The organism is Sediminicola sp. 1XM1-17, assembly GCF_037203765.1.
Lineage (GTDB): Bacteria > Bacteroidota > Bacteroidia > Flavobacteriales > Flavobacteriaceae > Sediminicola.
This window is the reverse complement of record NZ_JBBCAS010000001.1, coordinates 516,851-543,535: the sequence shown is the minus strand read 5'-3', so window position 1 is coordinate 543,535 and position 26,685 is coordinate 516,851. Positions and strand designations below refer to the sequence as shown.

Here is a 26,685-nt window from a genome sequence, read left to right as displayed (position 1 = left end):
TGGAGAAATACAAGAAACCGCCTATTTATAGCCAATAAGCATTAAAAAGTCAATTTTAATAGTATTTGAGGTATCAAAAAAGAAAAATTGATTACCAAGAAGCATCAATAAAAACCAATAACTATGCTAAGTTGCTTTTGGAAAAAGGAGAAAGACAACAGGAAAAGAGAAATTTCCTACCCCATATTCATATCCCAAACCCAAAAGGCGCCAGTGCCCTAGCCATTGGCCAGTGACATCAGGTATTTCTTGGGCGTGGTGCCATACTTTTTCTTAAAGGCAGCAATAAAGTGACTGGCAGTACTGTACCCCACTTTGAGTCCCACTTCATTGACATTGTGCATACCAGATTCGAGCATCTTGCGGGAGTACTCCATCTTATAATCGAACAAAAAGCTATAGACGCTGTCCCCATAGATCTGCTTGAAACCTTCCTTCAGTTTTTTAAGGCTGAGCCCTATTTCCTCGGAGAGTTCTGCAAGGGATGGGGGTTCGGCCATTCTGGCGATGATAATTTCCTTGGCCTTGCGGATACGTTTAATATTGTCCTCATCCACCAAAAACGGACACTGCTCCACATCAGCATCCTCACTACGGTTAAAGTATAGTGCAATAAGCTCGTAGATTTTTCCTTTGATATACAACTCCTTAATGGAAGGGTGCAAATGGTAGTTCATGACTTGGCTGAGGATCACTGCAATCGCCGGGGTTACCACCTCTTGGGTGTAGTATTTTTTATCCTTGTTCTCCGCACTGAGGAAAGGGATGTAATTGGCCTCTTTGGAAAAAAGGGAATGGAATTTCCGAATGGTCATCACCACGGACACCAACCAGGAATTAGGGTTGAGCTCCAGGTTCAAGGGGAGGTCCATCTGGGTATTGTACAACAACAGGGAGTTCTCTTCCGATACGTCCAGAGCGTAGCGCCCATCATTAAAAATAAATTTGGCACCCCCTTTCAAACAGAAGTGGAACTGTATAAAAGAACTATCAATCTGTCGCGTAACCTTTTGAATCTGAGGCGCATCATTCTGGATTTTAAGCACATAAAATCCATCTTCAATAAAAACTTCCTCGAATGAACCTTCAGCGATATTTTTTGTTTCCATAAACCTTTTTCTATGTGAGCAATCTATTTAGAAACGTTCTAAATTATTTTTTGTAGAATTTCGTTAACCCTAACAAAAATAGCACATATGGGCGAATTTGACCTAAAAATGACGTTAAAAAACTTGAATCGTTACTTATTGTTCCTACAGCGTTATTTTTATAGCTTCTATGAAATTATTTTTGTGGTCGATTGAAAGGATTGTATGAAGAATTACCATATCTCCAAACATAACTCTTTTTACACCATTGGCCTGAACTACAAAAAGGCAGACGCCGAGGTCCGTGGAAAGTTCAGTTTGGAAGAAGAAGCCATGGAAAACTTATTGAGGCAGGCCAAGGACCAGGATATTGATGGTCTTTTGGTGACATCTACCTGTAACCGTACCGAACTGCACGGTTTCGCCCAGCACCCTTTTCAATTGATCAAATTGCTTTGCGACAATACCAATGGCACCGTGGAGGAATTCCAGGATGTGGCCTATGTGTACAAGAACAATGACGCCATCAGCCATTTGTTCCGCGTGGGAACTGGATTGGACAGTCAGATATTGGGCGACTTTGAGATTATCAGTCAGTTAAAACAAAGCTTTAACCGCTCCAAGCGTCTCGAGATCGCCAATCCGTTTTTGGAACGTTTGTGCAATTCGGTCATACAGGCCAGTAAGCGCATCAAAAACGAAACAGAAATTTCTTCAGGGGCCACTTCCGTAGCTTTTGCCTCGGTACAATATATCATGAACAATGTACCCAACGTTTCCGACAAGAACATTTTACTTTTTGGAACGGGAAAAATAGGGCGCAATACCTGTGAAAACTTAATAAAACATACCAAGAATACACATATTACCCTCATTAACCGCACCAAGAACAAGGCCGAAAAGATAGCTGGCAAGTTCAACTTATTGGTCAAGGACTATGGGGATCTACAGACCGAGATCCGCACCACGGATGTACTGATCGTGGCTACGGGCGCACAATCGCCCACCATTTCCAAAGAATTGATCTATACCAAAAAGCCATTGTTGATCTTGGACCTTTCCATTCCCAAGAATGTTTCCGATGATGTAGCGGCTTTGGACAATGTGACCGTAGTTCATTTGGACGACCTGTCCCAGATGACGGATCAGACCTTGGAACGAAGAAAGCAGTATATTCCTCAGGCCGAAGTGATCATAGACGAAACCAAGGACGATTTCATCAAATGGTTGGAGACCAGAAAATTTGCTCCTGTCATCAAGGCCTTAAAAAAGAAATTAAAGACTATGAAGGAGGAAGAGCTCGATTTCCAGAGCAGAAAACTGTCCGACTTCAATTCCATACAAGCGGAAATTATTTCTGACCGCATTATCCAAAAGATTACCACCCGTTTCGCCAACCACCTCAAAGGGGACGATACCGATGCGGATATCAGCCTGGATCTGATCCAAAAGGTATTTCAATTAGAAATAGAGTCCAAATGAGTAAGGTAATACGCATTGGAACGCGCGATAGTGAATTGGCACTATGGCAGGCAAACACTGTTAAGGACAAGCTTTCCGCATTGGGGTACGAATCCGTGCTCTTACCGGTAAAGTCCCAAGGAGATATTATCCTTGACAAACCTTTATATGAACTGGGGATCACCGGCATTTTTACCAAGACGTTGGACATTGCCATGATCAATGGCACCATTGATATTGCGGTTCATTCCATGAAGGATGTCCCTACCGCCCTCCCCAAGGGCATGGTACAGGCAGCAGTTTTGGAACGCGCCCGCACCGAGGATATCCTCGTCCACAAAGGTTTGGGATTCTTGGAGGCAGAAGGAACCATTGCCACGGGAAGCTTAAGGCGAAAGGCGCAATGGCTCAATAAATACCCATCCCATACCGTAGTTGATCTCAGGGGCAATGTGAACACCCGTTTGCAAAAACTAAAGGACAATGCATGGAACGGCGCTATTTTTGCCGCTGCAGGATTGGAGCGCATCAACCTATTGCCAGAACATTTTTTGAAATTGGATTGGATGGTCCCAGCCCCGGCACAGGGAGCCATGGTCGTTGCTGCCATGGAAAAAGACTCCTATTGCAGGGAGGCATTGGCAAAACTCAACCATTCCCAAACAGAAATCTGCACCACTGTGGAAAGGGAGTTTTTAAAAACACTCGAAGGTGGCTGTACGGCACCCATCGGAGCCTTGGCGACCATAAAGGATGATGTACTAGACTTTAAAGGGGTCCTGTTTTCTTTGGATGGGTCTCAAAAATTACAAATAGAAAAAAGCATTCCCCTGGTACAGGCAAGCGGTTTTGGCAAAAGCTGTGCCCAAAATATATTGCAAAATGGAGGAGCCCAACTGATGGCTACCATAAAGAAAGAGATGACAAACTAACGTTTTCCTACTCAAGGAAGACGAAGTTGAACGTACTATGAAGACCATACTATCCACAAAAATCCTGTCCCTTGCACAAAAGGAACGTCTGCTGAACGCTGGGATTGCCGTGGTTTCGTACGATGCCATTACCATAGCGTTCGCTGATTTCTCCATGGACAACAGTTTCCAAAATCTAATTTTTACCAGTCAGAATGCGGTTATGGCCTTTCTAGAAAATATCAGCAAGGAAAAAAATGTGGATCTCTCCCTTTTGAAGTGCTTTTGTGTGGGTGAAAAAACAGCTGCTCTTTTGGAAGAAAATGGACTAAAAGTGGTTGAAATAGCCAATTATGGGGCAGAATTGGCCGAAACCATCATCAAATCTCATAAAAATGAGTCTTTTTTGTTTTTGTGCGGCAATCTACGACGCGATGAGCTTCCCAATCGCCTGCGCGAGAACAACATCCCTTGTAAAGAGATCACGGCCTATGCCACCAGACTAAATCCCAAAAAATTCGACCGTCATTTTGATGGGGTATTATTTTTTAGTCCGTCTGGAGTAGAAAGTTACTTGACGGCAAATACCATAGGAAACAGTACAGCTTTTTGCATAGGCACCACAACGGCCGCTGCTCTAGAAGCATTGACAGACAACATAGTCATCGCAAATAAACCAACCATAGAAAATGTGTTGGTACAGGTAATAAAAACATTTAATAATAGGCCCTTGGAGAGCGCTTAGGGTTACAACATTTATATATGAGCATAAAAAACGACTTATTCTTAAGAGCTTTAAAAGGAGAAACAGTAGAAAGACCCCCGGTTTGGATGATGCGCCAAGCAGGACGCTACTTGCCAGAATTTATGGCCTTGAAAGATAAATATGATTTCTTCACTCGTTGTGAAACTCCAGAATTGGCCTCTGAAATTACAGTACAGCCCATACGCAGGTATGGTATGGACGCCGCCATTCTCTTTTCGGATATTTTGGTAATCCCTCAGGCAATGAATATTGATGTGGAGATGAAGCCCAACTTTGGACCTTATTTACCAAATCCCATTCGCTCCCAAAAAGATCTGGACCGCGTGATCGTGCCAGACATCCAAGATTCCTTGGGCTATGTGATGGAAGCCATTAAAATGACCAAAGAAAAACTGAACGATGAAATCCCCTTGATCGGTTTTGCGGGATCCCCATGGACCATACTTTGTTATTGCGTTCAGGGACAGGGGAGCAAAAATTTTGATAAGGCCAAAGAACTTTGTTTTACACAGCCGGTAGTGGCGCACGCGTTATTACAAAAAATAACGGATACCACCATTGCCTATTTAAAAGCTAAAGTGGCTGCAGGAGTCAATGCGGTGCAGGTATTCGATTCTTGGGGAGGCATGTTGTCACCCACCGACTACCAGGAATTTTCTTGGCAATACATACAGCAGATCATTGATGCCCTAAAGGATGAGATTCCGGTCATCGCCTTTGGAAAAGGATGTTGGTTTGCCTTAAAGGATATGTCCACTTCCGGAGCATCGGCATTGGGTGTAGACTGGACCTGTTCCCCCCAAAACGCCCGCTATTTGAGTGGTGGAAAAATAACTTTGCAGGGAAATTTTGATCCTTCCAGGTTATTATCGCCACCAGCGGAAATCAAAAAGATGGTAACACAGATGATCAATGAGTTTGGGAAGGACAGGTATATTGCCAATCTGGGCCACGGTATTTTACCCAACATTCCCTTGGAAAATGCCAAGGCTTTTGTGGATGCCGTAAAGGAATATAAAGGATAATGGACTTTTGGGGGGTATGGAGATTGGTGACGCCCAGGGATGCTTGGCGACTTTTGAAGCTACTCCTTCGTTTTCCCTTGTTCGCATACCCCACATTAAGTGCCACGATACAATGTATACGCCTCTGCAATGCATATTTCGGTAGGAAACACCACAAGAACAATGTGGCCAATGCATTTAGACATGCGCTATGGAACTTTTTGATTGCAGCTGAATGCAAAAAATGGACCCGCAAGAACAGTAAGGCCGTTCTTTGGGCTGAATTGATCACCAACTGGCATGAAGATTTTTCACCAAACAGGGATCTGGCCAGGGCCATGGACCTCCACAATAATGAGGTGGGCAGGAATGTATTCTTAGGAAACGGCACCGTGTCCAAGGAAGAAGGGATAACTCAATTAAAATTGAAGCTTCCCGATGCAATAAAAATTAAGACCTCGGATGGTTTAAAGAAGCATACTGATCGACTTGTATATATAGTAGACCTAAAATGAAAGATAAATTTTACAATTACATACTTCAACTTCAGGACACCATCACGTCCAAACTATCGGAAATTGATGGTAAGGCGAATTTCAGGGAGGATCTTTGGGATCGTCCTGAAGGTGGTGGTGGTCGTACCCGGGTTATAGAAAATGGCAATGTCTTTGAAAAGGGCGGTGTAAATATTTCAGGGGTACATGGAGAGCTCCCCAAAAGCATGCAGGATTATTTTGGCGTGAAAGATGCCAATTTTTTTGCCTGTGGCCTGAGCCTGGTGCTTCACCCCAAAAATCCAATGGTGCCTACCGTACATGCCAACTGGCGGTATTTTGAGATGTACGACCAGGAAGGGAATATTGTTGACCAATGGTTTGGAGGAGGACAGGATCTTACCCCCTACTATTTGTTTGATGAGGATGCCGTCCATTTCCATTCGGTTTGTAAAAGAGCCTGTGATGCCCACAACCCTGAATTCCATGTAATGTACAAGAAAAAATGCGACGAATACTTCTGGAATACCCATAGAGGCGAGGCCAGAGGTGTAGGCGGACTCTTTTTTGACTATTGCAAGGCCACCGAAGAAATGGACATGGATGCTTGGTACAATTTTGTTACAGAGGTGGGAAATAGCTTTTTGGAAGCATATGTACCGATTGTTATAAAGCGAAAGGAGCTGCCCTATACCAAAGAACATAGGGATTGGCAGGAGATACGTCGCGGCCGTTATGTGGAATTCAATTTGGTACATGACAAAGGCACCTTATTTGGTTTAAAGACCAATGGGCGTATCGAAAGTATTTTGATGAGCCTACCGCCGCATGTGCAATGGGTGTACGATCACCACCCGGAAAAAGGTAGTGAAGAGGAACGTTTATTGGAAATTTTAAAATCGCCCAAAAATTGGGTTTAATCACTGCGATATATGTACTGTCCTTGTGGAAATGATAAAAAATATACCGATTGTTGTGAAATCTCCCACCAGAATATTTCTGATGCGGTGACTGCGGAACAATTGATGCGTTCCCGGTATACGGCCTTTGTATTGGCCAATGGGGATTACCTGATGGCAAGCCACCATTCCTCGACCAGACCTTTGAAAGAAAAAAAGGCCATTGTTGAATGGGCAAAATCGGTCAATTGGATCCGGCTGGAAGTTTTGGAATCTACCCTAGGCTCCCGTAAGGACAACCATGGAACCGTCACCTTCAATGCGTATTATTACAAAGATGGCAAGGTGGAGGTCCTCCATGAGAAATCGGCTTTTGAACGTGAAAACGGCCATTGGATGTATGTAGGTCTGGCAGAATAAAAATAGAAAACATATTAATCGACATCAAAGTTAAGGATCATTGGCAGCATTTGGCATTCCTTTATCTTTACTGTACTAAAATAGCATAAACTATGTACCCTTTAAGACGCAATAGAAGACTCCGAACCAACGAATCCATCCGCACCTTGGTACGTGAGAACATTATAACCCCAAGTGATTTTCTGGTTCCACTGTTTGTAGTGGAAGGAAAAGGGGTAAAAGAAGAAATACCTTCTATGCCCAATTACTTCAGGTTGAGCTTGGACCATTTGGAGAATGAAGTAAAAGAACTGTGGAAGATGGGCTTGGGCGCGGTTTTGCTTTTTGTAAAAGTTCCTGACCATTTAAAGGATAATAAGGGCACAGAGGCCCTAAATCCAGATGGCCTGATGCAACGGGCCATTAAGACCATTAAAAATGCCTGTCCGGACATGTTGGTCATGACAGACGTAGCTTTGGATCCGTATTCCTCCTATGGTCACGATGGCATTGTGGAAGACGGACAGATCATCAATGACGAAACTGCTGAAGTCTTGGCCGAAATGAGCATATCCCATGCCCTTGCCGGAGCAGATTTTGTGGCTCCCAGTGATATGATGGATGGCAGAATCCTGACCATCCGCGAAGCTTTGGAAGAAGAGGGTCTGGTCCATACGGGTATCATGAGTTATAGTGCCAAATATGCCAGTGCGTTCTATGGCCCTTTTAGGGATGCCTTGGACTCCGCACCCGGTTTTGGCGACAAAAAAACCTACCAAATGGATCCAGCGAACCGTTTTGAAGCCATTAAAGAGACCGAAATGGATATAGATGAAGGCGCGGATATCGTCATGATAAAACCCGGATTGTGCTATTTGGATATTGTTCGCGAAATTAAAAATGCCGTTGATGTCCCAGTAGCGGTCTACCAAGTATCTGGAGAATATGCCATGGTAAAGGCGGCAGCCGAGAAAGGATGGCTAGACCATGATGCCGTGATGATGGAGCAGCTTTTGGCGATAAAAAGGGCCGGCGCCAACATTATCGCTAGCTATTTTGCCAAAGACGCCGTTAAACTAATGGGATAAGGCCAATAGCCTTCCCAAAACATTTATAAATGCCTTTACATGAATCATGTGAAGGCATTTTTTTTGAGTAAATTACAACCGCTAAATAAACAATACGCTACAGTCCAAATGAAAATTCTCAGTTTTATACTCCTCAGTCTATTTATGAGTCAAGCTCACTCCCAGGACCAGACCATACCCACATTTCTCGAAAAATGGCAGAATTCAAAGGCTTACTTATTGGAAGTTGCCGAGGCCATGCCCCTTGAACAATACGACTACAAACCTACCAGCAGGGAAATGACCTTTGTAGCGCAGTTGCTACATATCCAGCAGAATATGGAATGGTTGGGAGAAACCTACTTCAATACACCGAAAAGGGAACCCATAACCGACACCGATCTAAAGGTGCAGACCATCACCAACTTGTCCAACGCATTTGATATGGTAAGCGAGGCCATAAAAAATACACCCCCAGAAGACCTGAATACGAAGGTGGCTTTCTTTGCGGGTGAAAAGTCAAAACTTCAAATATTGAATTTATTGCAGGACCATGTTACCCATCATAGGGGCCAATTGATTGTCTATCTAAACCTCAACCATATAGAACCCCCGAGTTATAGAGGATGGTAATCCTCTGATATATTTTCCATGATTCCCCATAAGCAACTACCCACCGTGCTTCGTCACTACTAAAGAACCTTGTGCCTTTATAAATTTAGTAATGTATTGTATTGCATCTACTTATCACCCAAGACTTACAAACTTACTTTAATACTACAAATTGCTTTTCCAAATAGGCCAAAACTGCAAAACTATTTGGTATTTTTAACCAATCGTTATTTTTTTAGGCTCTAACTTCCTTAAACCACGTAGAGCTATGGCCCACGATTTGGTAAGGATTAAAATCCGATTCTCTGCAAGGTGCCCACTGAATCCATCCCCTTTGATAAGTAGCGCTTTGAAACTTCAAGTGGAAAGGATCACAATCTCTTCGTTTAGGGCTATTCTCTTTTTCATTTTATGCTTACCTTAGAATTTTAAAAAATATATGGGTCTACTCATTCTCTTTGCCATTATCTCGATTCTGGTATCATTTATCTGCTCTATCCTAGAGGCCGTGCTATTAAGCATTACTCCAACATTCATCAATGTCAAAAAAAAGGAGGGCAAAGGTTTTGCCTTTATTTTAGAAGACCTTAAAAAAGATGTTGACCAACCGCTAATCGCAATTCTGACTTTAAATACCATAGCCCACACCGTTGGGGCTATTTTAGTGGGAGTCCAAGCCAAGGTTGCCTATGTGGAACTCTACGGGAGCACCGAGAAAAATCTTTTTGGGATACCCTTTACGGAAGAAGCCATGGTAGGGCTTGTATCTACCATTATGACCATCCTTATATTGGTGGCTTCGGAGATCATTCCAAAAACGATAGGAGCCACCTATTGGAAAAAATTGGCCAATTTCTGCGCCAAATCATTAAAAATTATGGTATTGGGACTTAAATGGACAGGTCTTTTATGGACCCTACAACTCTTTACCAAACTTATAGGCGGAAAAGGACATCACGGAAGCATACTCAGTAGGGAAGATTTTACGGCCATGGCAGATATTGCGCAAGAGGAAGGCGTGTTCGAAAAATCTGAATCCACCGTGATCAAAAACCTGTTGAAATTTGACCAGATTGTGGCCAAAGATGTGATGACCCCAAGATCGGTGATGAAAACGGCCTCTGAAAAGATAAGTATCAAAGAATTTCGTGAAGCCAACCAAAAGCTCCGGTTTTCAAGAATTCCAGTCTATAATGAACGTGTAGATAACATCTCGGGTTTTGTCCTCAAAGACGAGGTCCTGGAAGCTATTATCAATGAAGAGGGGGACACCCCCTTATCGGAAATAAAAAGGGATATTCTGGTGGTGGAGCGCCACAAGCCCATTCCTGAACTCTTTGAGAAATTTATATCCAAGAGGGCACATATTGCCCTCGTGGTTGATGAATACGGCTCTGTAAGTGGGTTGGTCACCATGGAAGATGTCATAGAGACCTTGTTGGGACTTGAAATCATGGATGAAAGTGATGATACGGAGAATTTGCAGCAGCTGGCCCGAAAAAATTGGCAAAAAAGGGCCAAAAGATCGGGTATCATTGATGATACCAAGCCACTGGATAATTCCAAAACCCGTAACACCAACACCGCGAACCCAGAGGATGACAACAGTAATGCCGAAAAGGCCAAGGAAGACAATTCCAATAAAGACCTTACCGAAGAAGACAAGTAATGGAAACAGCTTTCATAAAGACGCCATTGGGGATTGCTAAACTGGAAGGTGATAAAATGGGGCTGTCCAATATTACGATATTGGATTCCCAAGAAAAGTTAACCGATATTATTCCGGAAGAATTGGAGGATGCCGCCTATCAGCTCCAAGAATATTTTGAAGGAAAGCGGACGCAATTCAGTCTCTCTTTAAATCCCGAAGGCACCGAATTCCAAAAAAAGGTCTGGGAGGCACTGCAACAAATTCCCTACGGTAAAACCGTATCCTATATGGACCTATCCAAAGACTTGGGCGATCCAAAGGCCATTAGGGCCGTTGCGGCCGCCAATGGGAAGAACCCGCTGTGGATTATTGTACCCTGCCATAGGGTTATTGGCAGTGATGGCTCCTTGACCGGTTATGCAGGGGGCCTGCACCGCAAAAAATGGCTTTTGGAACACGAAAGTCCGGCTAAACAACAATCCCTTTTCTAAAAATTACAGACCGCCCGGTCTGTTTAAACTCCACATGGGCTACCATCTGTTCAAATGGTCGCCATACAACGGTTATTCTTTGTTTTCAACCCAGATCCCAGGCCGCCAATCCTATTTGGACCAATTACAAAACAAACCCCATGGTCTGTTTTATGGTATATGGACTATTAAGATGAACATGTCCACTTAAAGTACATTGGAACAGCCAAAACGCTACCTCCATATATTGCAAATCCACAAAATTGGCGAAGACACCATGTACACCCTATATCGATCATAGCGTAAATTTACTTATCTTTAATAGAGAAAAACCAACCTATGAACCTTCCATCCATCAAAGAAATCATCACCCAGGCCAGGGATGCTTTCCAGAGATTTCCGATTACCTTGAGTTGGGCTGTCCTCGGTTCCCTTTTTGGCCTTTATATCATAGAGTACAAACCCACCAGCCTATTTGAAGAGCATGGGGGTACAGTTCTAACCCTCATCATGGGCATTGGTTGGCTTCTGGGAACCCAGTTTTTTGTAGAGCAAACCGCAAATCCCAAGAAATGGAAATGGCTAAAGATCGCTGTACTTCTCCTCCTCTTTTTATATTACTACCATCTCCCGGAATTCATAGAATTCGACATCAATCCCAAATATTTTATACGTTTCTTCCTGTACCTCTTGGCGGGACACCTCTTTGTCCTGTTTGCCCCTTTTGCCTTTACCTGGAACAGTCCTGCCTATTGGAACTATTTGAAAAACATTGTCCTCTCCATTGTGAGGAGCCTTTTCTTTTCTGGCATTCTATTCCTTGGATTGGTACTTGCCATGACGGCCGTAAAGTTTCTTTTTGAATTTGATATTGATGCCAAGCGCTACGGCCAACTGTTTATCATCTGTCTGGGTATAGTGAACAGCTGGATCTTTATGGCCGATTTCCCAAAAGATATCATGAAGCATACACAGGTAAAATATGCCAAAGCCCTTGAGGTCCTGGTCTCCAGTATCCTAATACCCCTGGCCCTGCTCTATATGTTGATCCTATATGCCTATAGCATTAAAATTATTGTGGCCTGGGAATTGCCCAAGGGATGGGTCTCCTATTTGGTAACGGCCCTGGCCTTTTTGGGATTCCTGATCCAAGTCCTGATCAACCCGGTACAAAAAACCTTAAAATCCTGGTCCATCAATTACTTTTATCCCCTATTCTACCTTTTGCTGGGACCCTTGTTGATCTTACTTTTTGTGGCCATTTCCAGACGTATCGCAGATTACGGGATCACGGAAAATAGATATTTTGTATTTGCCCTGGCTCTATGGATTTTGGGCAATACCCTATATCTTTTATTGAGCAAGAAAAAATCGCTCCGCATACTGCCCATTTCCCTGTTCTTGATTGCCATGGTCGTATCCTTCGGCCCTTGGGGTGCCTTTACCGTCTCCAAGACCAGTCAGGCCAATCAATTTGAAAAAGTATATACCCACATCAAGAAAAATAATGGCCAAGCTTCTGGATCCGAATATGAACAACTGCGCTCCATTCTAATATACCTCAACGAACGGGATGCCATCCCCCTTTTGAACGAGGTAACGGGCATAGCAATTGACAACGCTTTTAAGGATTCTACCGAGACCACTACCAGATTTGGATATCTGCCCACGGAACGAATCCTGGATACTTTAAATATCCGGTTAGATCCCGATACCATAGATACCTTTGGCAATGCCAACAACTACTTTAGTTACTATGATCCCAATGAAAAGGTCCATAGCTACCCCATTTCCGAATATGATTATTTTGCCACTTTAACCCATTACATGAACGAGAAAAACCAGTCGAACATAGGGCCTTTTACAGCGACATTCGATACAGCCAATACCGAAATGATCATTTCGAGAGCGGATCAGAAAGTGGTACTGACCGTCCCCCTTAAAGAACGGTTTAAAAGGTTGGCCTCCTACAATGACTATAATGCCGTGCTAGACCAGGATCTGGTTTTCAAGGCACAAAATGATAGTATTACGGCAGAGCTAATCTTTACTGAATTAGGATTCAATCTGAAAAAAGATTCCGTTCAAATAAACAATGTAAAGGCTTTTCTTTTCCTAAAACAATACTAAATGTTGCATAAAATAAACTTGGAACACATCTTGTTCCTCGATATTGAAACGGTCCCAGAACAAGAAAACTATGCCCAATTGGATGGGGAAAAACAAGAACTGTGGGAATTGAAATCCAAATACCAGCGCAAGGAAGATTATACGGCTGAGGAATTTTATGAAAGGGCCGGTATTTGGGCCGAGTTTGGAAAAATAATCTGTATTTCCGTTGGCTATTTTACCCATAAGGGAGAAATTAGGAATTTAAGGGTCACCAGCTTCCATGGGGATGAAAAAAGCCTTCTTAAGGAATTCAAAAACCTGTTGGATTCTTATTTCAACCACCCCAAATATTTGCTCTGCGGCCACAACGGGAAGGAATTTGATTTTCCGTATATCGCCCGTAGAATGATCATTAATGGTATTAATTTGCCAGCAAAATTGGATCTTTTTGGGAAAAAACCATGGGAAATCCCACATTTGGATACCATGGAACTATGGAAATTTGGGGACTACAAGCATTTTACCTCCCTAAAGCTCATGGCAAATGTCTTGGGTATCCCATCACCAAAAGAAGACATAGACGGGAGCATGGTCAAAGAAGTTTATTACAAGGAGAAAGATATAGACAGGATCATCAAGTACTGTGAACTGGATGTGATCACTACGGTTCAGGTGTTTTTACGATTGCGGAATGAAGAACTGCTGCACCAGGACGATATTGTCCGGGTTTAGCTCTTGTAGAACTTTGTGGACTTTACACCTTCCAAATCCTGAACGGTAAGGATATATAGTCCGGTAGAAAGATTGGCAACATCAATTTTCTTCTGACTGGCCTCTCCGGTCTTCACGGTAAGACCCATGGTGTTAACAATAGAGAAACGTGCATTTTCAGAAACAGCTCCATTAATACTGATCTGCTCTACGGCAGGGTTGGGATATATGGCCAATTTAAGCGGCTCTTCTATGGAAAGCACTTCGTATACCGCCTCTTCTTCCATCTTTGTCGCTTCACCTTCAAAGGTAAACTCCATTACAGAAGTATAATCCGACATCACATTCTCACTACAAAAGGTCCTCAATCTAACCTCATATATCTTACCGTTGGTAAGACCATTGAAAGTCTTTACAGCTTCGTACTGATATTCCGTTGTCCAATTGGCAGCACCTTGCTCCTTGTACTGTACTTCAAAAAGGGCATCGGTCTGTGCATTCCAAGAAATGTTTACCTGCTCTTTGGAAGCTTCGGCAATAGTTGTTCCTGTTGGTACAGTGATAGCACAATTGTTGGTTTTGATACCGGAAACAACAAGAGAGAAATTTTGTAGTTGCCCTTTCAGAATACCCTTGTTGGTAACCACTATAGTGTATTCCCCAGCAGCATTACCGATTTCAACTCTTTCATAAGGATCTACCGTATTGTCCCCTTTGGTAGCCGCAGCCGTGGCCTTGGCAGCACTTAATTTCCAAGGCAGGTATTCTTTTCCGTCCTTTAGGATTCTAATATCCAAATCGTTCACCAAAGCAGGAGTAATATCGTTCAATATCCCTCTGTTCACATATTCGGCAGCAGGATCGGTCCAAGAAATAGAAGCTATTAAAGGATGGGTACCATCGGCCTTAACGGTCATGGTAAAAGTCGCTCCGTTGTTCAATGTTTCTTCAGAAATTATGGAGGTATAATCCTTGTTGGTAATAAGTTCAGCAGCTTTTTTGGCGTTCATTACTCCCCATCCCATTTTAAAATCAGGACCTGGAGCATCCACATCGTCCGCAGTATGCAAAACGATCCCCTTCAAGGTGGCCGCCTTCATAAAGGTAGCGTTCAAACGCTCGTAATACTGTTGCAACAACAACATAGAACCGGTGATTCCCGGAGTAGCCATAGAAGTACCGGAGGAAGTATCGTAACTGGTAGTACTGGAGGAATTGGCGGCATAAATGTTGTTTCCACCTCCTGCGATATCTGGTTTGATACGGCTATCATCCATAGGACCAAAATTGCTGTAGTTGGTTACGGTTGCAGAAGCCAAAGAACCATCGCTGTTGATCCTAGTATCGGCAGCAGCAACGGTCACACCGTTTTTAGAAGCGGCAAAACCCAACATCAAATCAAAACCATCAGACGTTTTTCCAAAAATAGGTGCTGCATTGTCTCCCATTCTCTGGGCATTTCCTGCAGCGCTTACCATTAAATAGTAGGGAGCATTGAACATGATTTTGTCCCAATCTTGAGATACCTTGATATAAGAACCAAAATACCATTCAGGGACCCTATCACTTTTTATACCGTAAGAATGGTTGGACAATAAAAGACCGTTGGCAGCAGCTTCGGCCACTTCAATCTTATCCCTGGACCAATCATTGGTTGTAGCGTTGGCCTTAAAGGCAACACCTTTGGCCTTTTCCTTGACACCTGATGCGATAAGGGTTCCCAATACCATAGTGGCGTGGGCACTTACCGAATTGGCGGCATCACCGATATTTGCTCTTGTATCGAACTCTTGGTGTGACGATAAGGCTACACCACCATCCCAAACACCAACTTGCATTCCCTCACCGGAAAGATCAAGTTGCAGAGCACCATTGCTGTATAAGGCATTGGCTCTTGACACCTGACTAACATTGTCACTAAACGTACTGTAATAAATTGGGGCTCCATCTGGACCAACTTCCTGTAGTTCCACAAAATTACCATCCTTCAGTGTCTCGGAAATTTTCCATCCATTGGCTTTGGCCATGGACAATACTTTGGATCTGGAAGTGGTAAAATCTTTTTTAAGTTCTGATGTAAAAGACTGGATATCGGAGACGTTCGTTTCTTCTTGGATTCGCAACGCCTGTTCCCTGTTCTGACCGAAGGACAGAACTGAAGTAAGCAGTGTAAGCGTTAGAATAATACGCTTACAAGTTGGGAGACTTGTAGGAATATTAATATCCATAACAGTAGGTTCATTAAGATTGGGATGATAAATGTAGGACAATACCATTTATTATCGATAAAAAACATCTTTTTTTCGATGAAATACACTATTGTTTTCGTATTGTGGGGTTTTTGTAGTCCTAAATCATCTTTTCAGTAGGAAAAAGTAGCGAGGAGTAACGTAGTTCAGGTATTATATTTCAACTGTATGTAGACCGGAAAATGATCACTGTACCCTCCTTTGTATTTATTACCCACAAACGTTCTTAAGGGACTGCCCTTGTACCTGCCCTTGTCCTCCTTCAAAAAATGCTCGTCAAAAATGTTGGCATGGGCAAAACTGTGGGTTCCTTTTTCATAATTAAAAAAATTATGGGAAACGATGATCTGATCGAACAGGTTCCATTGTCTTTTATGTTGTGCACTGCCCCGAAAAGGACTGTGCATCTTCTCCATAGGATTGTACAATTGTTTGGACGCGACCAAATGCTGCATACTTTCAGAACTGGGATCATCATTAAAATCCCCCATCACGATGTAGTTTGGATCCTGATGGCTTTCCTCCAGTTTGGCCATATACTGCAGTATTGTATTGGTGGCATGCATCCTTTTATAAGCTGTTGCCACACCTCCCTCCCTACGAGAAGGCCAATGGTTAATAAAAAGGTGCACCTCCTCTCCGTTTAATGTGCCAAACACATATAAAATATCCCTGGTCCTGTCCACGACACCTTCCAGACTGTATACATCCAAGGGAATGGCCTCTGTTCGGATCACATTAAAATACCTTTTTCTGTACAAAAGGGCCGTATCTATCCCGCGTTCATCCGGGGAGTCAAAGTGCACATAACCATAATCGGTTTTTTTAAGGCTGTCGGTTTGTATCAGGTCGTTGAGCACCAGTCCGTTCTCCACTTCGGACAAACCGACCAATACGGGTGGATGTTGATTGAATTTTTCACCTATCCGGGAGATGGCCCTGCCCAGATTCACAATCTTCTTTTGGTATCGTTTAGGGGTCCATTTCTTAATGCCATTGGGGGTAAAACCTTCATCCAAAATATGGTCATTGTTCCGGATATCGAACAAATTTTCCAAGTTGTAAAAAGCAACGGTATAAAGATTTTCGGTAGTATTGGATCTAGGAGATGTAAAAAGCATTCTTTTTAAGCTTATGGGTTAAAAATACGAAAATCGCTTGGCAACTATTCATTAGATTTGTACTTTAAATCATCCTATGATAGAGAAGAAAGTTATTGAATATGAAAAAGCGGTCCTTATTGGAGTAATCCATAGGGAACAGGACGAGAAAAAGGTAACCGAATATTTAGATGAGCTGGAATTTCTTACCTATACCGCTGGGGGCGAAGTTTCAAAACGGTTCGTACAGCGTATAGATGTCCCGAATCCCAAAACCTATATTGGGAGCGGTAAATTATTGGAAGTGGAGAACTATGTGGCCCAAAACGATATAGGCACCGTAATTTTCGATGATGAACTTACTCCTGGCCAACAACGAAACATTGAAAGGCAACTGAAGTGCAAGATCTTGGATAGGACCTCCTTGATTTTGGATATTTTTGCCCAACGCGCCCAGACCAGTTATGCCCGTACCCAGGTGGAACTTGCCCAATACGAATATTTATTGCCCAGACTGACCGGACTATGGACCCACTTGGAACGCCAGAAAGGGGGTATTGGAATGAGAGGTCCCGGGGAAACAGAAATAGAGACCGATAGACGTATTGTCCGTGACCGTATCTCCCTGTTGAAAAAGAAATTGCTGAAAATTGATAGGCAGATGGAAACCCAAAGGGGCAACCGGGGTGCCCTTGTTAGGGTGGCACTGGTAGGATACACCAACGTGGGAAAATCTACCTTGATGAATGTAATCAGTAAGAGTGAGGTTTTTGCAGAGGACAAATTATTTGCCACCCTGGATACCACGGTACGGAAAGTGGTCATTGGCAACTTGCCATTTTTGTTGACGGACACGGTTGGTTTTATTCGAAAGCTGCCTACCCAATTGGTGGAAAGCTTTAAGAGTACCTTGGACGAGGTCAGGGAATCAGACCTATTATTGCACGTGGTAGACATCTCCCACCCCACCTTTGAGGAGCATATAGAGTCCGTAAACAAGATTCTGGACGAAATTGACAGTGCCGACAAACGGACCATTATGGTCTTCAATAAAATTGACCAGTACCATCACGAAACCATTGATGATGACGACCTGATGACCGAAAGGACACAAAAACACTTTACACTGGAAGAGTGGGAAAGGACCTGGATGCAAAAGGTTGGGGACAAGGCCATCTTCATCTCTGCCCTGAACAAAGAAAATCTGGATGAGTTCCGTAAAAGGGTATACGATGAAGTGAGGGATATCCACGTGACCCGTTTTCCATATAACAACTTTTTGTATCCGGAACAGTTGGACGAATATTAGAATGACCAAAAAAAATAAATGTAGTTCACCGAATAAAAACAACAGTTTATTAGTACACCACAAATTACACTAGGTTCACATCAAAAATTTAGGCAGAAGGAACACAAGGCATATCTTTACCATGTATTAAAATAGAAGTGATCGTGTTTAACCCCAAATAATACCATCGCTTTAGCAATAAAGTGTTATGATTCCCCAAATCGACACTTGAACTTTTAAAGAATTATGCCGATTAACCATCGGAGCCAAACTAAATTTTTCAAGACCTACTTGACTATCAAAAAGCCCTTTACAGAGGGCTTTTTTTATGCCATAAATCAAAACCTGGCCTCCCAATCCCATTGTTGCTCATCACCCATTGGTACATAGGTAAATTCTTACCTTACCCCTTACGATTGGATTTCGAATCTGAAAAAATTGGTTGTTCATCGGGAAAAACAAACCGTTTACTATTTCGCAACAGATAACTACCCCTTCACAACATAAATTGTTCGAATACCGTACTACCTCTGTATCTTTACATTGTAATTAAGAGATAGTATTTACCCCAAATAAAACTATACTTGACAATAAAGTACCTTTTTTCCCAAATCTGTACTTAACCAAAGACAAACCCCAAGTTTGCGAACCCTACAAAACAAAAAAAGCCCTCCAGAAGAGGGCTTTTTTTTATCTTAATAGTTTCTACTAGAATGAATAGTTCAATCCCAAGACCCAGTAGGTCTGCAATTTGTTGTCCACGGTCTCAAAGGTAGGTGTTGGATCTGGCATCGCTTGGGTCTTCAAGGCATAATTCAAGGCCTCCTGTTTGTTCTTGCGAAGACCAAAATCAAATCCCACCCCGATCATTTTCCATAGGGTATAGCCAAAGGAGTTTGTCCACGTCCAATTGGAAAAATCGGCGCTCTTATAGCTTTGGAAGGCGGAAAGGTTGGATTTAAAGCTAACCTTGCCCAACTGCCTTGTGTAATCGGCTACGATTTTGGCACCCAGGGAAGATTCAAAAACATTGTCACCCTTGCTGAACACAAAGTTATAGTTCAAAGGATGTACCACGACCACAAGGTCCTCTATGGGTGTCCAAGTGGCACCCACACCCAGATCCAAATACCCAGGATCGTTAAAGTTGCTCAAGATGGTGGTCCTATATTCCCCTAAGGTTGAGATGGCAAATTTCTTGTTCAATCTGTGACCATATAGGGATGTAATGTTAAAGACATCGTTGGCCTGTCTAAAAGAATCATCATCCGTTGGGTCGTCCGTATCATCTATTTTCACCCAGCTCAGGTTTATATTGGCAGCGTTCCTCCAAAAGAACTTGTCTTCCTTTAAGTTCGCATAGGAATTAACGGTAAATCCAATATTTCCAGCTGAAGAATTGGGAATACCCTTGGCATACCAGTTATTGAATTCAGAGAAACTCCCCCCAATGGTTCCAAAGGCGCCAATTTTCCAACCAGGCATGGCATCAATCTTTTTTTGAATGGCGTTTATTCTAGATTGGATGGCGGCTACCGAATCCTTTTTTGGTGCCATTTCCGATTTTAATTCTTCAACAGTTTGGGCATAGGTCCCCAAGGTCCCAGCAATTATTGCAAGGATCAGAAGTATCTTTTTCATTTTTTCCGTGTTTATTGTTTTACTAACAAAGGTAAGAAATGAAATCTATAACCATGATTGAAGTGGATGCTACCTCCTTTTAAATAGGGGTACCGAGGAGCAAGCTTCCCCGTACATGACGCTTTTGGCAACGGTCTGCATTTTGGAGGTGATCCACAGATAAGCGTTGGGAGGTACGGGTTTGTTACTGCACCCTTTGATAATAACGGGCCTGTCCTTGTATTCAGAGAGGTCCAGGCTCTCGATGATAGGTTGATATAGGCTTGTTTCCAGTTGCTCCAGGTCCCCGATCAGCATGTTTTTTGCATAGGGCTGCAACTGCGTGGCAATGAGCATATAGGCCCATCCGGGAACAATGGCATCCGTTGAGCACGTAAGAGCCACATAAGCATCACTATATTGCTCCCAGTCATGGTTGCTGATAGCCGCCCTAAACTCCTTTTCCCGCAAGATAAGTCCTTCGTACAGCCATTCTTTTATATCCAGAAGTATACGCTCCCCTTTGGGGTAATAATCTTCCAGGTTAAAGGTGACCAAAGCACTCTGGGCCACACGGTTTACAATTTCGGACATAACTAACTGAATTAAATTTTTGGACGTTTTACAGCATCCCCAACTCCAACTTCGCTTCCTCGGACATCAGATCCTGGGTCCAAGGGGGATCAAAGGTGATTTCTACCTCCACATCCTTAATGGCATCGATAGATTTTACCTTCTCCTCTACTTCTACAGGCAAGGTTTCTGCCACGGGGCAGTTGGGAGAGGTCAATGTCATCAATATTTTGACCTCATAGTCCTCATTGACAAAAACATCATAGATCAATCCCAATTCGTAGATATCCACTGGGATCTCCGGATCATAAATTGTTTTCAGTACCCTTACTATCTTTTCTCCCAGCTCTTGGGTATCTACAGTTGTCTCTTCACTCATTTTTATTTCCTTTTGGGGTTATCCCAGATTTTTGGTCCCTCTTAACTTAATTGTGTTTGGTAGGCTATGGCGTACATTTTCAATTGTTTGATCATACTGACCAATCCATTGGCCCTAGTGGGGGACAAATGCTCTTTCAGTCCAATCTCATCGATGAATTGGGTGTCCGCCTCCATGATATCCTTGGGCTTTTGGTTGCTGAATACACGGATCAGGATAGCTATAATGCCCTTGGTGATAATGGCATCACTATCGGCCGTAAAAACAAGCTTGTCGTCCTGCAATTCCGCATGGACCCAAACTTTGCTCTGGCAGCCCTTAATGATATTGTCCTCCGTCTTGTATTGCTCCTCTATCATAGGCAGGGATTTCCCCAACTCAATCATATATTCATAGCGCTGCATCCAATCATCGAACATGGAAAATTCATCTACAATCTGTTCCTGTATCTCTTTTATACCCATATCAAAATTTTGTCCAAAGGTACAACAACTCTTCTACCTATTCAATACTTTCAGACAAGGTTAACATGTACGCTACCAATCGTTTTAGGGGCTGTGGTGGATTTCCATGATCAAAGGAACAGGAATACCTGTGATTTCCCGTTTCAATTTCCAAGTGGGCTATGGCCGCTGCATCTACTTGGCTTTTGGTAGAGGGCGATGCCATGGAATTGAGCTTTCGGACATCAAATTCCGAAATAAGGGTGACGATGCGCTGCCATTTTTCATCAGTGAACGGTTTGTTTATGGAATTGTCCCCTTCCCTGCTTCGCTCAACTATAATATTCTCTTCATTGATTTCTATATTTATGTAAAAACCTCTGGTACCAGCATTGTAATTCACTGATTTTATCTTGGAAATATCTGCCGTCCTTTGTGCGCAGCCCATGGTGGGAAGCACCATTGCCAATAGTATTAGATATAATTTCATAGACTTAAAATTAACAAGTAATATTACAAAAAAAGGCGCCACTAGGGGCGCCTTTTCAATTAAAGGTTGGTTGACTAATTAACAAAACCTTCGCGTGCTCCTCCAGGGACAAACAAAGCTCTCATTCTATCGTTTTGACCATTGGAAAACATATACATACAGTCATCCTGCACGTAGTCCATATAGTTCATGGTCATATCATTGGATTGGCAATTTACGGTTGGGTAAGATGGACAGTTGTAGTTTGGACCATCAGAGGTAGGGGTATCGGCTACAAAATCATCTTGCCTACATCTCCCGTCTCCCCAAATGTGTCTCAGGTTCAACCAGTGGCCCACTTCATGGGTGGCTGTTCTTCCCTTACCATAAATACCTCCTGCAGCTGTTTCACCGAAGAAATCTGTCCCTATCACCACTCCGTCCGTAGTGGCAGATCCGCCAGGAAATTGGGCATAACCCAAGATTCCGCCACCTATTTCACATACCCAAATATTCAAGAAATTAGATGTGTCTGTGGCATCGATACCTCCTTGTGAGGAAAGCTTCATGGCATCATTGGTCCCCCAAGAGGTTCTGGTATCTACCTTTCGAACCACATTGGCCAAGGTAAATGTCACATTGGCATCAGCTACCAAACCTGCAAATTCACTCGGCACATTACTTGTCCTAGGGTTGTTGTTGTTAAAATCTTGGTTAAGTATGGCTATTTGAGAATCGATCTGGGCTTGTGTAACATTCCCAGCAATTTTTTCAATGATATTTACCACAACCGGGATTGAAACAGGTCCGGCATAAATTGGGGGTGGGGTACCTCCCCCGTCACCACCGCCTGGCTTGCCCTTACCGTTAGCATTTTTCATGGCAATGGCTTTCCTGGTCTGATACTCTATATCGTACATTCTTTTGTGAAGACCTTGGTCTTTTTTGAGTCGGTACTCCAAGTTTTTCATGGAATGGCACTTGTCCAACGCATTAGCAGATTTTCCTGCGAGATCATCGTCGGCGACCAGCAGGGTAAAATCGCTCATATCTACCTGCACCTCTTGGGTAGACTCAAGATTGGCGTCGTTTTGATCTTGCTCACAAGAGACAAGTACCATAGCTAGCGCCGCAAAACTTAGGAAAACTTTTTTCATAATTTGAGTTGGTTTTTTTAACAATCGATGCTTAATATATAATTATTTAACATATTATTCACATACTGTTAAATTATTTTACCAAAACTCCATGAGATCAAAGGTTGCATTTCATCGATGACCTGCCGTGTTTAAAGAAAGAAAAGAGCCCCAAAAAAATAAAATTTTTTTGGGGCTCAAATGCCTTTATAATGAAAAATGTGGGGAATTACAACAACATGGCTTTGGCTCGCTTTACGCTGGACACCAAAATATCCACTTCTTCTTTGGTATTGTAAAAGCTAAAACTCGCCCTAACCGTACCTGGGATCTTATAAAAGTCCATGATGGGTTGGGCACAGTGATGACCTGTACGTACGGCCACCCCTAATTTGTCCAAAATAGCTCCTATATCATAGGGATGTATCCCTTCTATATTAAAAGAAATCACCGCCGTTTTTTCTTTGGCCTCCCCATAGATCTTTAATCCCTCTATGGCCAAAAGCTGTTTCGTGGCATATTCCAATAGCTCATGCTCATAGGCCGCAATATTGTCCAAACCAATGCTGTTCATGTAATCCAAGGCTGCTCCAAAAGCGATGCCTCCACAGATATTTGGGGTTCCGGCTTCAAATTTATGGGGCAGATCTGCATAGGTGGTCTTTTCAAAACTCACCTCTGCAATCATTTCTCCACCCCCTTGGTATGGTGGTAATTTTTTAAGCCATTCCTCTTTTCCGTATAACATACCTACTCCTGTAGGTCCGCATAATTTATGGGCAGACACTACATAGAAATCCACATCCAACTCCTGAACGTCTGCTTTAATATGTGGTGCTGCCTGGGCCCCATCTATGAGCACGGCTGCACCGACCTCGTGGGCCGCATTAATGATTTCCACAATGGGGTTTACCGTACCCAGAGCATTCGAAACATGGTTACAGAATACTAGTTTGGTATTCTCGGAAAGCAGCTGGTGGTATTCTTCCATGACCAATTCCCCATTAAGATCCATGGGAATGACCTTTAGGGTGGCTCCCGTGCGTTCACAGAGCATCTGCCAGGGCACAATATTGGAATGGTGCTCCAAGGCCGAAACTATTATTTCATCCCCTTTTTCAAGGATGGACGCAAAACCATTGGCCACAAGATTGATGGCGTGGGTGGTACCGGAGGTGAATATCATCTCATAGGGATGGGCAGCATTGAAATGCTGTTGTATTTTTTGTCTGGACTGCTCGTAGGCATCCGTAGCTTCCTGGGATAGCGTATGCACCCCTCTATGTATATTCGCATTGTACCTGCTGTAGTAATCCACGATCACATCTATCACCTGTTGGGGAGTTTGTGAGGTTGCAGCATTGTCCAAATACACCAAAGGCTTTCCATTCACTTCCCGATGTAGAATAGGGAAATCTTTTCGGATTTTAAGTACGTCTATCATAGCTATTTCCATAGTTACAAAGGTAACAACTATTTGCCTATATGCCCCTTCAACAAAGGGTTGTATTCGTTAAATTATGCTAAAAATAAGATTTATGAAGTCATTTTGCACCCATAAAAAAAGGGGCCAATTGGCCCCTTTTAGGTTAAAGTATTCGGTATGCTACTAACTTATAGGTCGAACCCTAAATTAACCCCCAATTTGTTGGCGATCAACTTATTGATTCTTGTTTTTAGTTCTGGAATACGCACACTGGCCAATACGTTATTGGCAAAAGCATACATTAACAAGGCCCTTGCTTCTTTCTTGGGGATTCCCCTAGACTGCAAGTAGAAAAGGGCATCCTCGTCCAACTGACCAATGGTACACCCATGGGAGCATTTTACATCATCTGCAAAAATTTCCAATTGAGGTTTGGTGTTGATGGTAGCCTTATCACTGATCAAAATATTATTGTTCTGCTGAAATGCGTTGGTCTTTTGGGCTATTTTGTTCACAATGATCTTCCCGTTGAAGACCCCAGTAGAACTATCGCCGTAAATACCCTTATAGTCCTGGTGGCTCTCACAGTTAGGTTCAATGTGGTGCACCAAGGTATGATGGTCTACATGCTGCTTATCTCCTAAGATGGTTACCCCTTTCATGGTAGAATCTATATATTCTCCGTTCTGGTAAAAATTAAGGTTGTTTCGGGTCAGTTTTCCTCCAAAGGAGAACGTATGCACCCTTACCACACTTTTGTCTTTCTGATCTATATACGTGTTGTCTATCAAGGAAGCCGAAGCGCTATCGTTCTGAACTTTGTAATAATCCACATTGGCGCTTTTGGCCGCAAAGATTTCCGTTACCGCATTGGTGAAAACTTCATTGGTGGTAAGACTCTGATGGCGTTCTATCACCTGTAATTCCGCATTCTCCTCTGCAACGATCAAGCTACGTGGCTGTAACATCATGGCAGCCTCATTTCCCGTAGAAAAGTGTATGATCTCTACCGGTTTTTTAGGCACCTTGTTTTTGGGGATATAGATATAGGCCCCTTCTTTACTGAAGGCTGTGTTCAAGGTGGTCAGCGACTCGTCCTTGGAAGCTATCTTGTTGAAGTACACGTCGATCACAGCCTTGTAATCGGGTTTGTTCAATGCAGAACTCATCAAGCAAATGTCCACACCGTCATGGGTGGTCTCTGAAAGATAAGAGCTGTATACTCCATCAACAAAAACGATCTTATAACTATCTATCTCGTGTAAAAAATACTTTTTTACATCTTTATATTCCAAGGTAGCTTCCTTTTTTGGAAACACGCTGAAATCTACCTTTTGTAGGCTGTTCAACGATGTATATTTCCAAGCTTCCTCTTTTTTGGTAGGAAATCCTTTAGCCTCAAAATTCTTAATGGCTTCAGAACGGATATCGTGTACCGGGTGGTCCACATCTATATTGTTCTCGAATGCCATAAAGGAAGAAACCAATTTCTCTTTTAAATCCATTTTTTTCAATTTTCAGTTCTCAACAAAATACTTGTGCCCTGTGACACCAAATTTGCTGTTCACTCCAATTATACTGCAGTTTCCGGTTTCAACCAGTCGTATCCTTTTTCCTCCAATTGCAGTGCCAATTCCTTGCCACCGGTTTTTACGATCTTACCGTCGTGCAAAACGTGCACGAAATCCGGTACGATATAATCCAACAAACGTTGGTAGTGGGTAATTACGATTACCGCGTTATCCTTACTCTTCAATTTGTTCACCCCATTGGCCACAATACGAAGGGCATCGATATCCAATCCTGAATCCGTTTCGTCCAGGATGGCCAATTTTGGTTCCAACATGGCCATTTGGAAGATTTCGTTACGCTTTTTCTCGCCTCCCGAAAATCCTTCGTTCAAGGATCTGGACAAAAATTTACGATCGATCTCCAATAGCTCCGATTTTTCGCGGATCAACTTCAACATCTCATTGGCGGGCATATCCTCGAGACCTTTGGCCTTTCGGGATTCATTGATGGCCGTTTTCATAAAGTTGGTCACGGACACCCCTGGTATTTCCACGGGATATTGGAAGGAAAGGAAAACACCTTTATGTGCTCTTTCTTCCGGGGAGGTTTCCTCCATATTTTCACCGTCCAATTCCACAGAACCTTCGGTTACCTCAAATTCCTCTTTACCGGCAATGACCGAAGCCAATGTACTCTTACCCGATCCGTTTGGTCCCATGATGGCATGCACCTCTCCTGCCTTTACTTCTAGGTTTATTCCTTTTAGTATCTCCTTGTCGTCTACACTCGCATGTAGGTTGTTGATTTTAAGCATGTTCAATTTTTTATATATAGTAACTTACTTT

At 42.9% G+C, this 26,685-nt stretch carries 26 protein-coding genes; 14 read left to right on the top strand and 12 right to left on the bottom strand.

The features are described 5' to 3' along the window. Positions 1 to 218: 218 nt before the first annotated feature. The gene (locus WAA86_RS02450) at positions 219 to 1,109 is read right to left on the bottom strand and encodes a helix-turn-helix domain-containing protein (RefSeq protein ID WP_337299380.1); all 891 of its coding nucleotides are present in this window, start codon (positions 1,107 to 1,109) and stop codon (positions 219 to 221) included. A 204-nt stretch (positions 1,110 to 1,313) separates the two neighbouring features. Between WAA86_RS02450 and hemA the strand changes: the two genes are divergently transcribed. From hemA to WAA86_RS02385, 13 genes are all read left to right on the top strand, one after another. Further along, entirely contained in the window at positions 1,314 to 2,570 is a 1,257-nt protein-coding gene (hemA, locus tag WAA86_RS02445; RefSeq protein WP_337299379.1) for a glutamyl-tRNA reductase, read from the top strand. Next, positions 2,567 to 3,481, top strand: coding sequence for a hydroxymethylbilane synthase (gene hemC, locus WAA86_RS02440; RefSeq protein WP_337299378.1), 915 nt, complete (start codon positions 2,567 to 2,569; stop codon positions 3,479 to 3,481). The genes hemA and hemC overlap by 4 nt, the downstream gene beginning before the upstream one ends. A gap of 37 nt (positions 3,482 to 3,518) precedes the next feature. Beyond that, positions 3,519 to 4,205, top strand: coding sequence for a uroporphyrinogen-III synthase (locus WAA86_RS02435; protein WP_337299377.1), 687 nt, complete (start codon positions 3,519 to 3,521; stop codon positions 4,203 to 4,205). Between the two features lie 17 nt (positions 4,206 to 4,222). Next, positions 4,223 to 5,251 (top strand): uroporphyrinogen decarboxylase, encoded by a 1,029-nt coding sequence (hemE, locus tag WAA86_RS02430; RefSeq protein WP_337299376.1) that lies wholly within the window; start codon positions 4,223 to 4,225, stop codon positions 5,249 to 5,251. Further along, on the top strand, positions 5,251 to 5,745 hold the full coding sequence (locus WAA86_RS02425) for a DUF6973 domain-containing protein (protein ID WP_337299375.1): 495 nt from the start codon (positions 5,251 to 5,253) through the stop codon (positions 5,743 to 5,745). Before hemE ends, WAA86_RS02425 begins: the two co-directional genes overlap by 1 nt. Then, on the top strand, positions 5,742 to 6,644 hold the full coding sequence (gene hemF / locus WAA86_RS02420) for an oxygen-dependent coproporphyrinogen oxidase (RefSeq protein ID WP_337299374.1): 903 nt from the start codon (positions 5,742 to 5,744) through the stop codon (positions 6,642 to 6,644). Before WAA86_RS02425 ends, hemF begins: the two co-directional genes overlap by 4 nt. 12 nt (positions 6,645 to 6,656) lie before the next feature. Further along, entirely contained in the window at positions 6,657 to 7,043 is a 387-nt protein-coding gene (locus WAA86_RS02415; RefSeq protein WP_337299373.1) for a YchJ family protein, read from the top strand. A 92-nt stretch (positions 7,044 to 7,135) separates the two neighbouring features. Continuing rightward, positions 7,136 to 8,110 (top strand): porphobilinogen synthase, encoded by a 975-nt coding sequence (gene hemB, locus WAA86_RS02410; protein ID WP_337299372.1) that lies wholly within the window; start codon positions 7,136 to 7,138, stop codon positions 8,108 to 8,110. 144 nt (positions 8,111 to 8,254) lie between these two features. Then, positions 8,255 to 8,722: a DinB family protein gene (locus WAA86_RS02405; protein WP_337299371.1), complete on the top strand. Its 468-nt coding sequence runs from the start codon at positions 8,255 to 8,257 to the stop codon at positions 8,720 to 8,722. 418 nt (positions 8,723 to 9,140) lie between these two features. Next, on the top strand, positions 9,141 to 10,370 hold the full coding sequence (locus WAA86_RS02400) for a hemolysin family protein (protein ID WP_337299370.1): 1,230 nt from the start codon (positions 9,141 to 9,143) through the stop codon (positions 10,368 to 10,370). Beyond that, positions 10,370 to 10,843, top strand: a complete 474-nt coding sequence (locus tag WAA86_RS02395) for a methylated-DNA--[protein]-cysteine S-methyltransferase (RefSeq protein WP_337299369.1) — start codon at positions 10,370 to 10,372, stop codon at positions 10,841 to 10,843. The genes WAA86_RS02400 and WAA86_RS02395 overlap by 1 nt, the downstream gene beginning before the upstream one ends. A 318-nt stretch (positions 10,844 to 11,161) precedes the next feature. Then, complete coding sequence (locus WAA86_RS02390; RefSeq protein WP_337299368.1) at positions 11,162 to 12,952, top strand: DUF4153 domain-containing protein; 1,791 nt, start codon at positions 11,162 to 11,164, stop codon at positions 12,950 to 12,952. Next, on the top strand, positions 12,953 to 13,666 hold the full coding sequence (locus tag WAA86_RS02385) for a 3'-5' exonuclease (protein WP_337299367.1): 714 nt from the start codon (positions 12,953 to 12,955) through the stop codon (positions 13,664 to 13,666). It begins immediately after the preceding gene. On the opposite strand, the gene WAA86_RS02380 is transcribed toward WAA86_RS02385, so the two are convergent. Further along, a complete protein-coding gene (locus tag WAA86_RS02380) occupies positions 13,663 to 15,873 on the bottom strand; it encodes a S8 family serine peptidase (protein WP_337299366.1) in 2,211 nt (736 codons plus the stop codon). The genes WAA86_RS02385 and WAA86_RS02380 overlap by 4 nt on opposite strands. Before the next feature lie 167 nt (positions 15,874 to 16,040). Continuing rightward, positions 16,041 to 17,015: an endonuclease/exonuclease/phosphatase family protein gene (locus WAA86_RS02375; RefSeq protein WP_337299365.1), complete on the bottom strand. Its 975-nt coding sequence runs from the start codon at positions 17,013 to 17,015 to the stop codon at positions 16,041 to 16,043. A gap of 76 nt (positions 17,016 to 17,091) precedes the next feature. Between WAA86_RS02375 and hflX the strand changes: the two genes are divergently transcribed. After that, complete coding sequence (gene hflX, locus WAA86_RS02370) at positions 17,092 to 18,303, top strand: GTPase HflX (RefSeq protein ID WP_337299364.1); 1,212 nt, start codon at positions 17,092 to 17,094, stop codon at positions 18,301 to 18,303. 687 nt (positions 18,304 to 18,990) lie between these two features. On the opposite strand, the gene WAA86_RS02365 is transcribed toward hflX, so the two are convergent. The 9 genes from WAA86_RS02365 to sufC form a co-directional block, all read right to left on the bottom strand. Continuing rightward, complete coding sequence (locus tag WAA86_RS02365; RefSeq protein WP_337299363.1) at positions 18,991 to 19,923, bottom strand: DUF3078 domain-containing protein; 933 nt, start codon at positions 19,921 to 19,923, stop codon at positions 18,991 to 18,993. A 69-nt stretch (positions 19,924 to 19,992) separates the two neighbouring features. Then, positions 19,993 to 20,496 (bottom strand): DUF2480 family protein, encoded by a 504-nt coding sequence (locus WAA86_RS02360; RefSeq protein WP_337299362.1) that lies wholly within the window; start codon positions 20,494 to 20,496, stop codon positions 19,993 to 19,995. Positions 20,497 to 20,524: 28 nt separating this feature from the next. Beyond that, on the bottom strand, positions 20,525 to 20,854 hold the full coding sequence (locus tag WAA86_RS02355; protein ID WP_337299361.1) for an SUF system Fe-S cluster assembly protein: 330 nt from the start codon (positions 20,852 to 20,854) through the stop codon (positions 20,525 to 20,527). 41 nt (positions 20,855 to 20,895) lie between these two features. Next, positions 20,896 to 21,318, bottom strand: a complete 423-nt coding sequence (locus tag WAA86_RS02350; protein ID WP_337299360.1) for a SufE family protein — start codon at positions 21,316 to 21,318, stop codon at positions 20,896 to 20,898. A gap of 37 nt (positions 21,319 to 21,355) precedes the next feature. Beyond that, the gene (locus WAA86_RS02345; RefSeq protein ID WP_337299359.1) at positions 21,356 to 21,787 is read right to left on the bottom strand and encodes a hypothetical protein; all 432 of its coding nucleotides are present in this window, start codon (positions 21,785 to 21,787) and stop codon (positions 21,356 to 21,358) included. Positions 21,788 to 21,861: 74 nt separating this feature from the next. After that, a complete protein-coding gene (locus tag WAA86_RS02340) occupies positions 21,862 to 22,923 on the bottom strand; it encodes a zinc metalloprotease (protein ID WP_337299358.1) in 1,062 nt (353 codons plus the stop codon). Between the two features lie 208 nt (positions 22,924 to 23,131). After that, positions 23,132 to 24,346, bottom strand: a complete 1,215-nt coding sequence (locus tag WAA86_RS02335; protein ID WP_337299357.1) for an aminotransferase class V-fold PLP-dependent enzyme — start codon at positions 24,344 to 24,346, stop codon at positions 23,132 to 23,134. Positions 24,347 to 24,516: 170 nt separating this feature from the next. Next, positions 24,517 to 25,833, bottom strand: coding sequence for a Fe-S cluster assembly protein SufD (gene sufD, locus WAA86_RS02330; RefSeq protein ID WP_337299356.1), 1,317 nt, complete (start codon positions 25,831 to 25,833; stop codon positions 24,517 to 24,519). A gap of 68 nt (positions 25,834 to 25,901) precedes the next feature. Next, the gene (gene sufC, locus WAA86_RS02325) at positions 25,902 to 26,654 is read right to left on the bottom strand and encodes a Fe-S cluster assembly ATPase SufC (RefSeq protein WP_337299355.1); all 753 of its coding nucleotides are present in this window, start codon (positions 26,652 to 26,654) and stop codon (positions 25,902 to 25,904) included. Positions 26,655 to 26,685 lie beyond the last annotated feature (31 nt).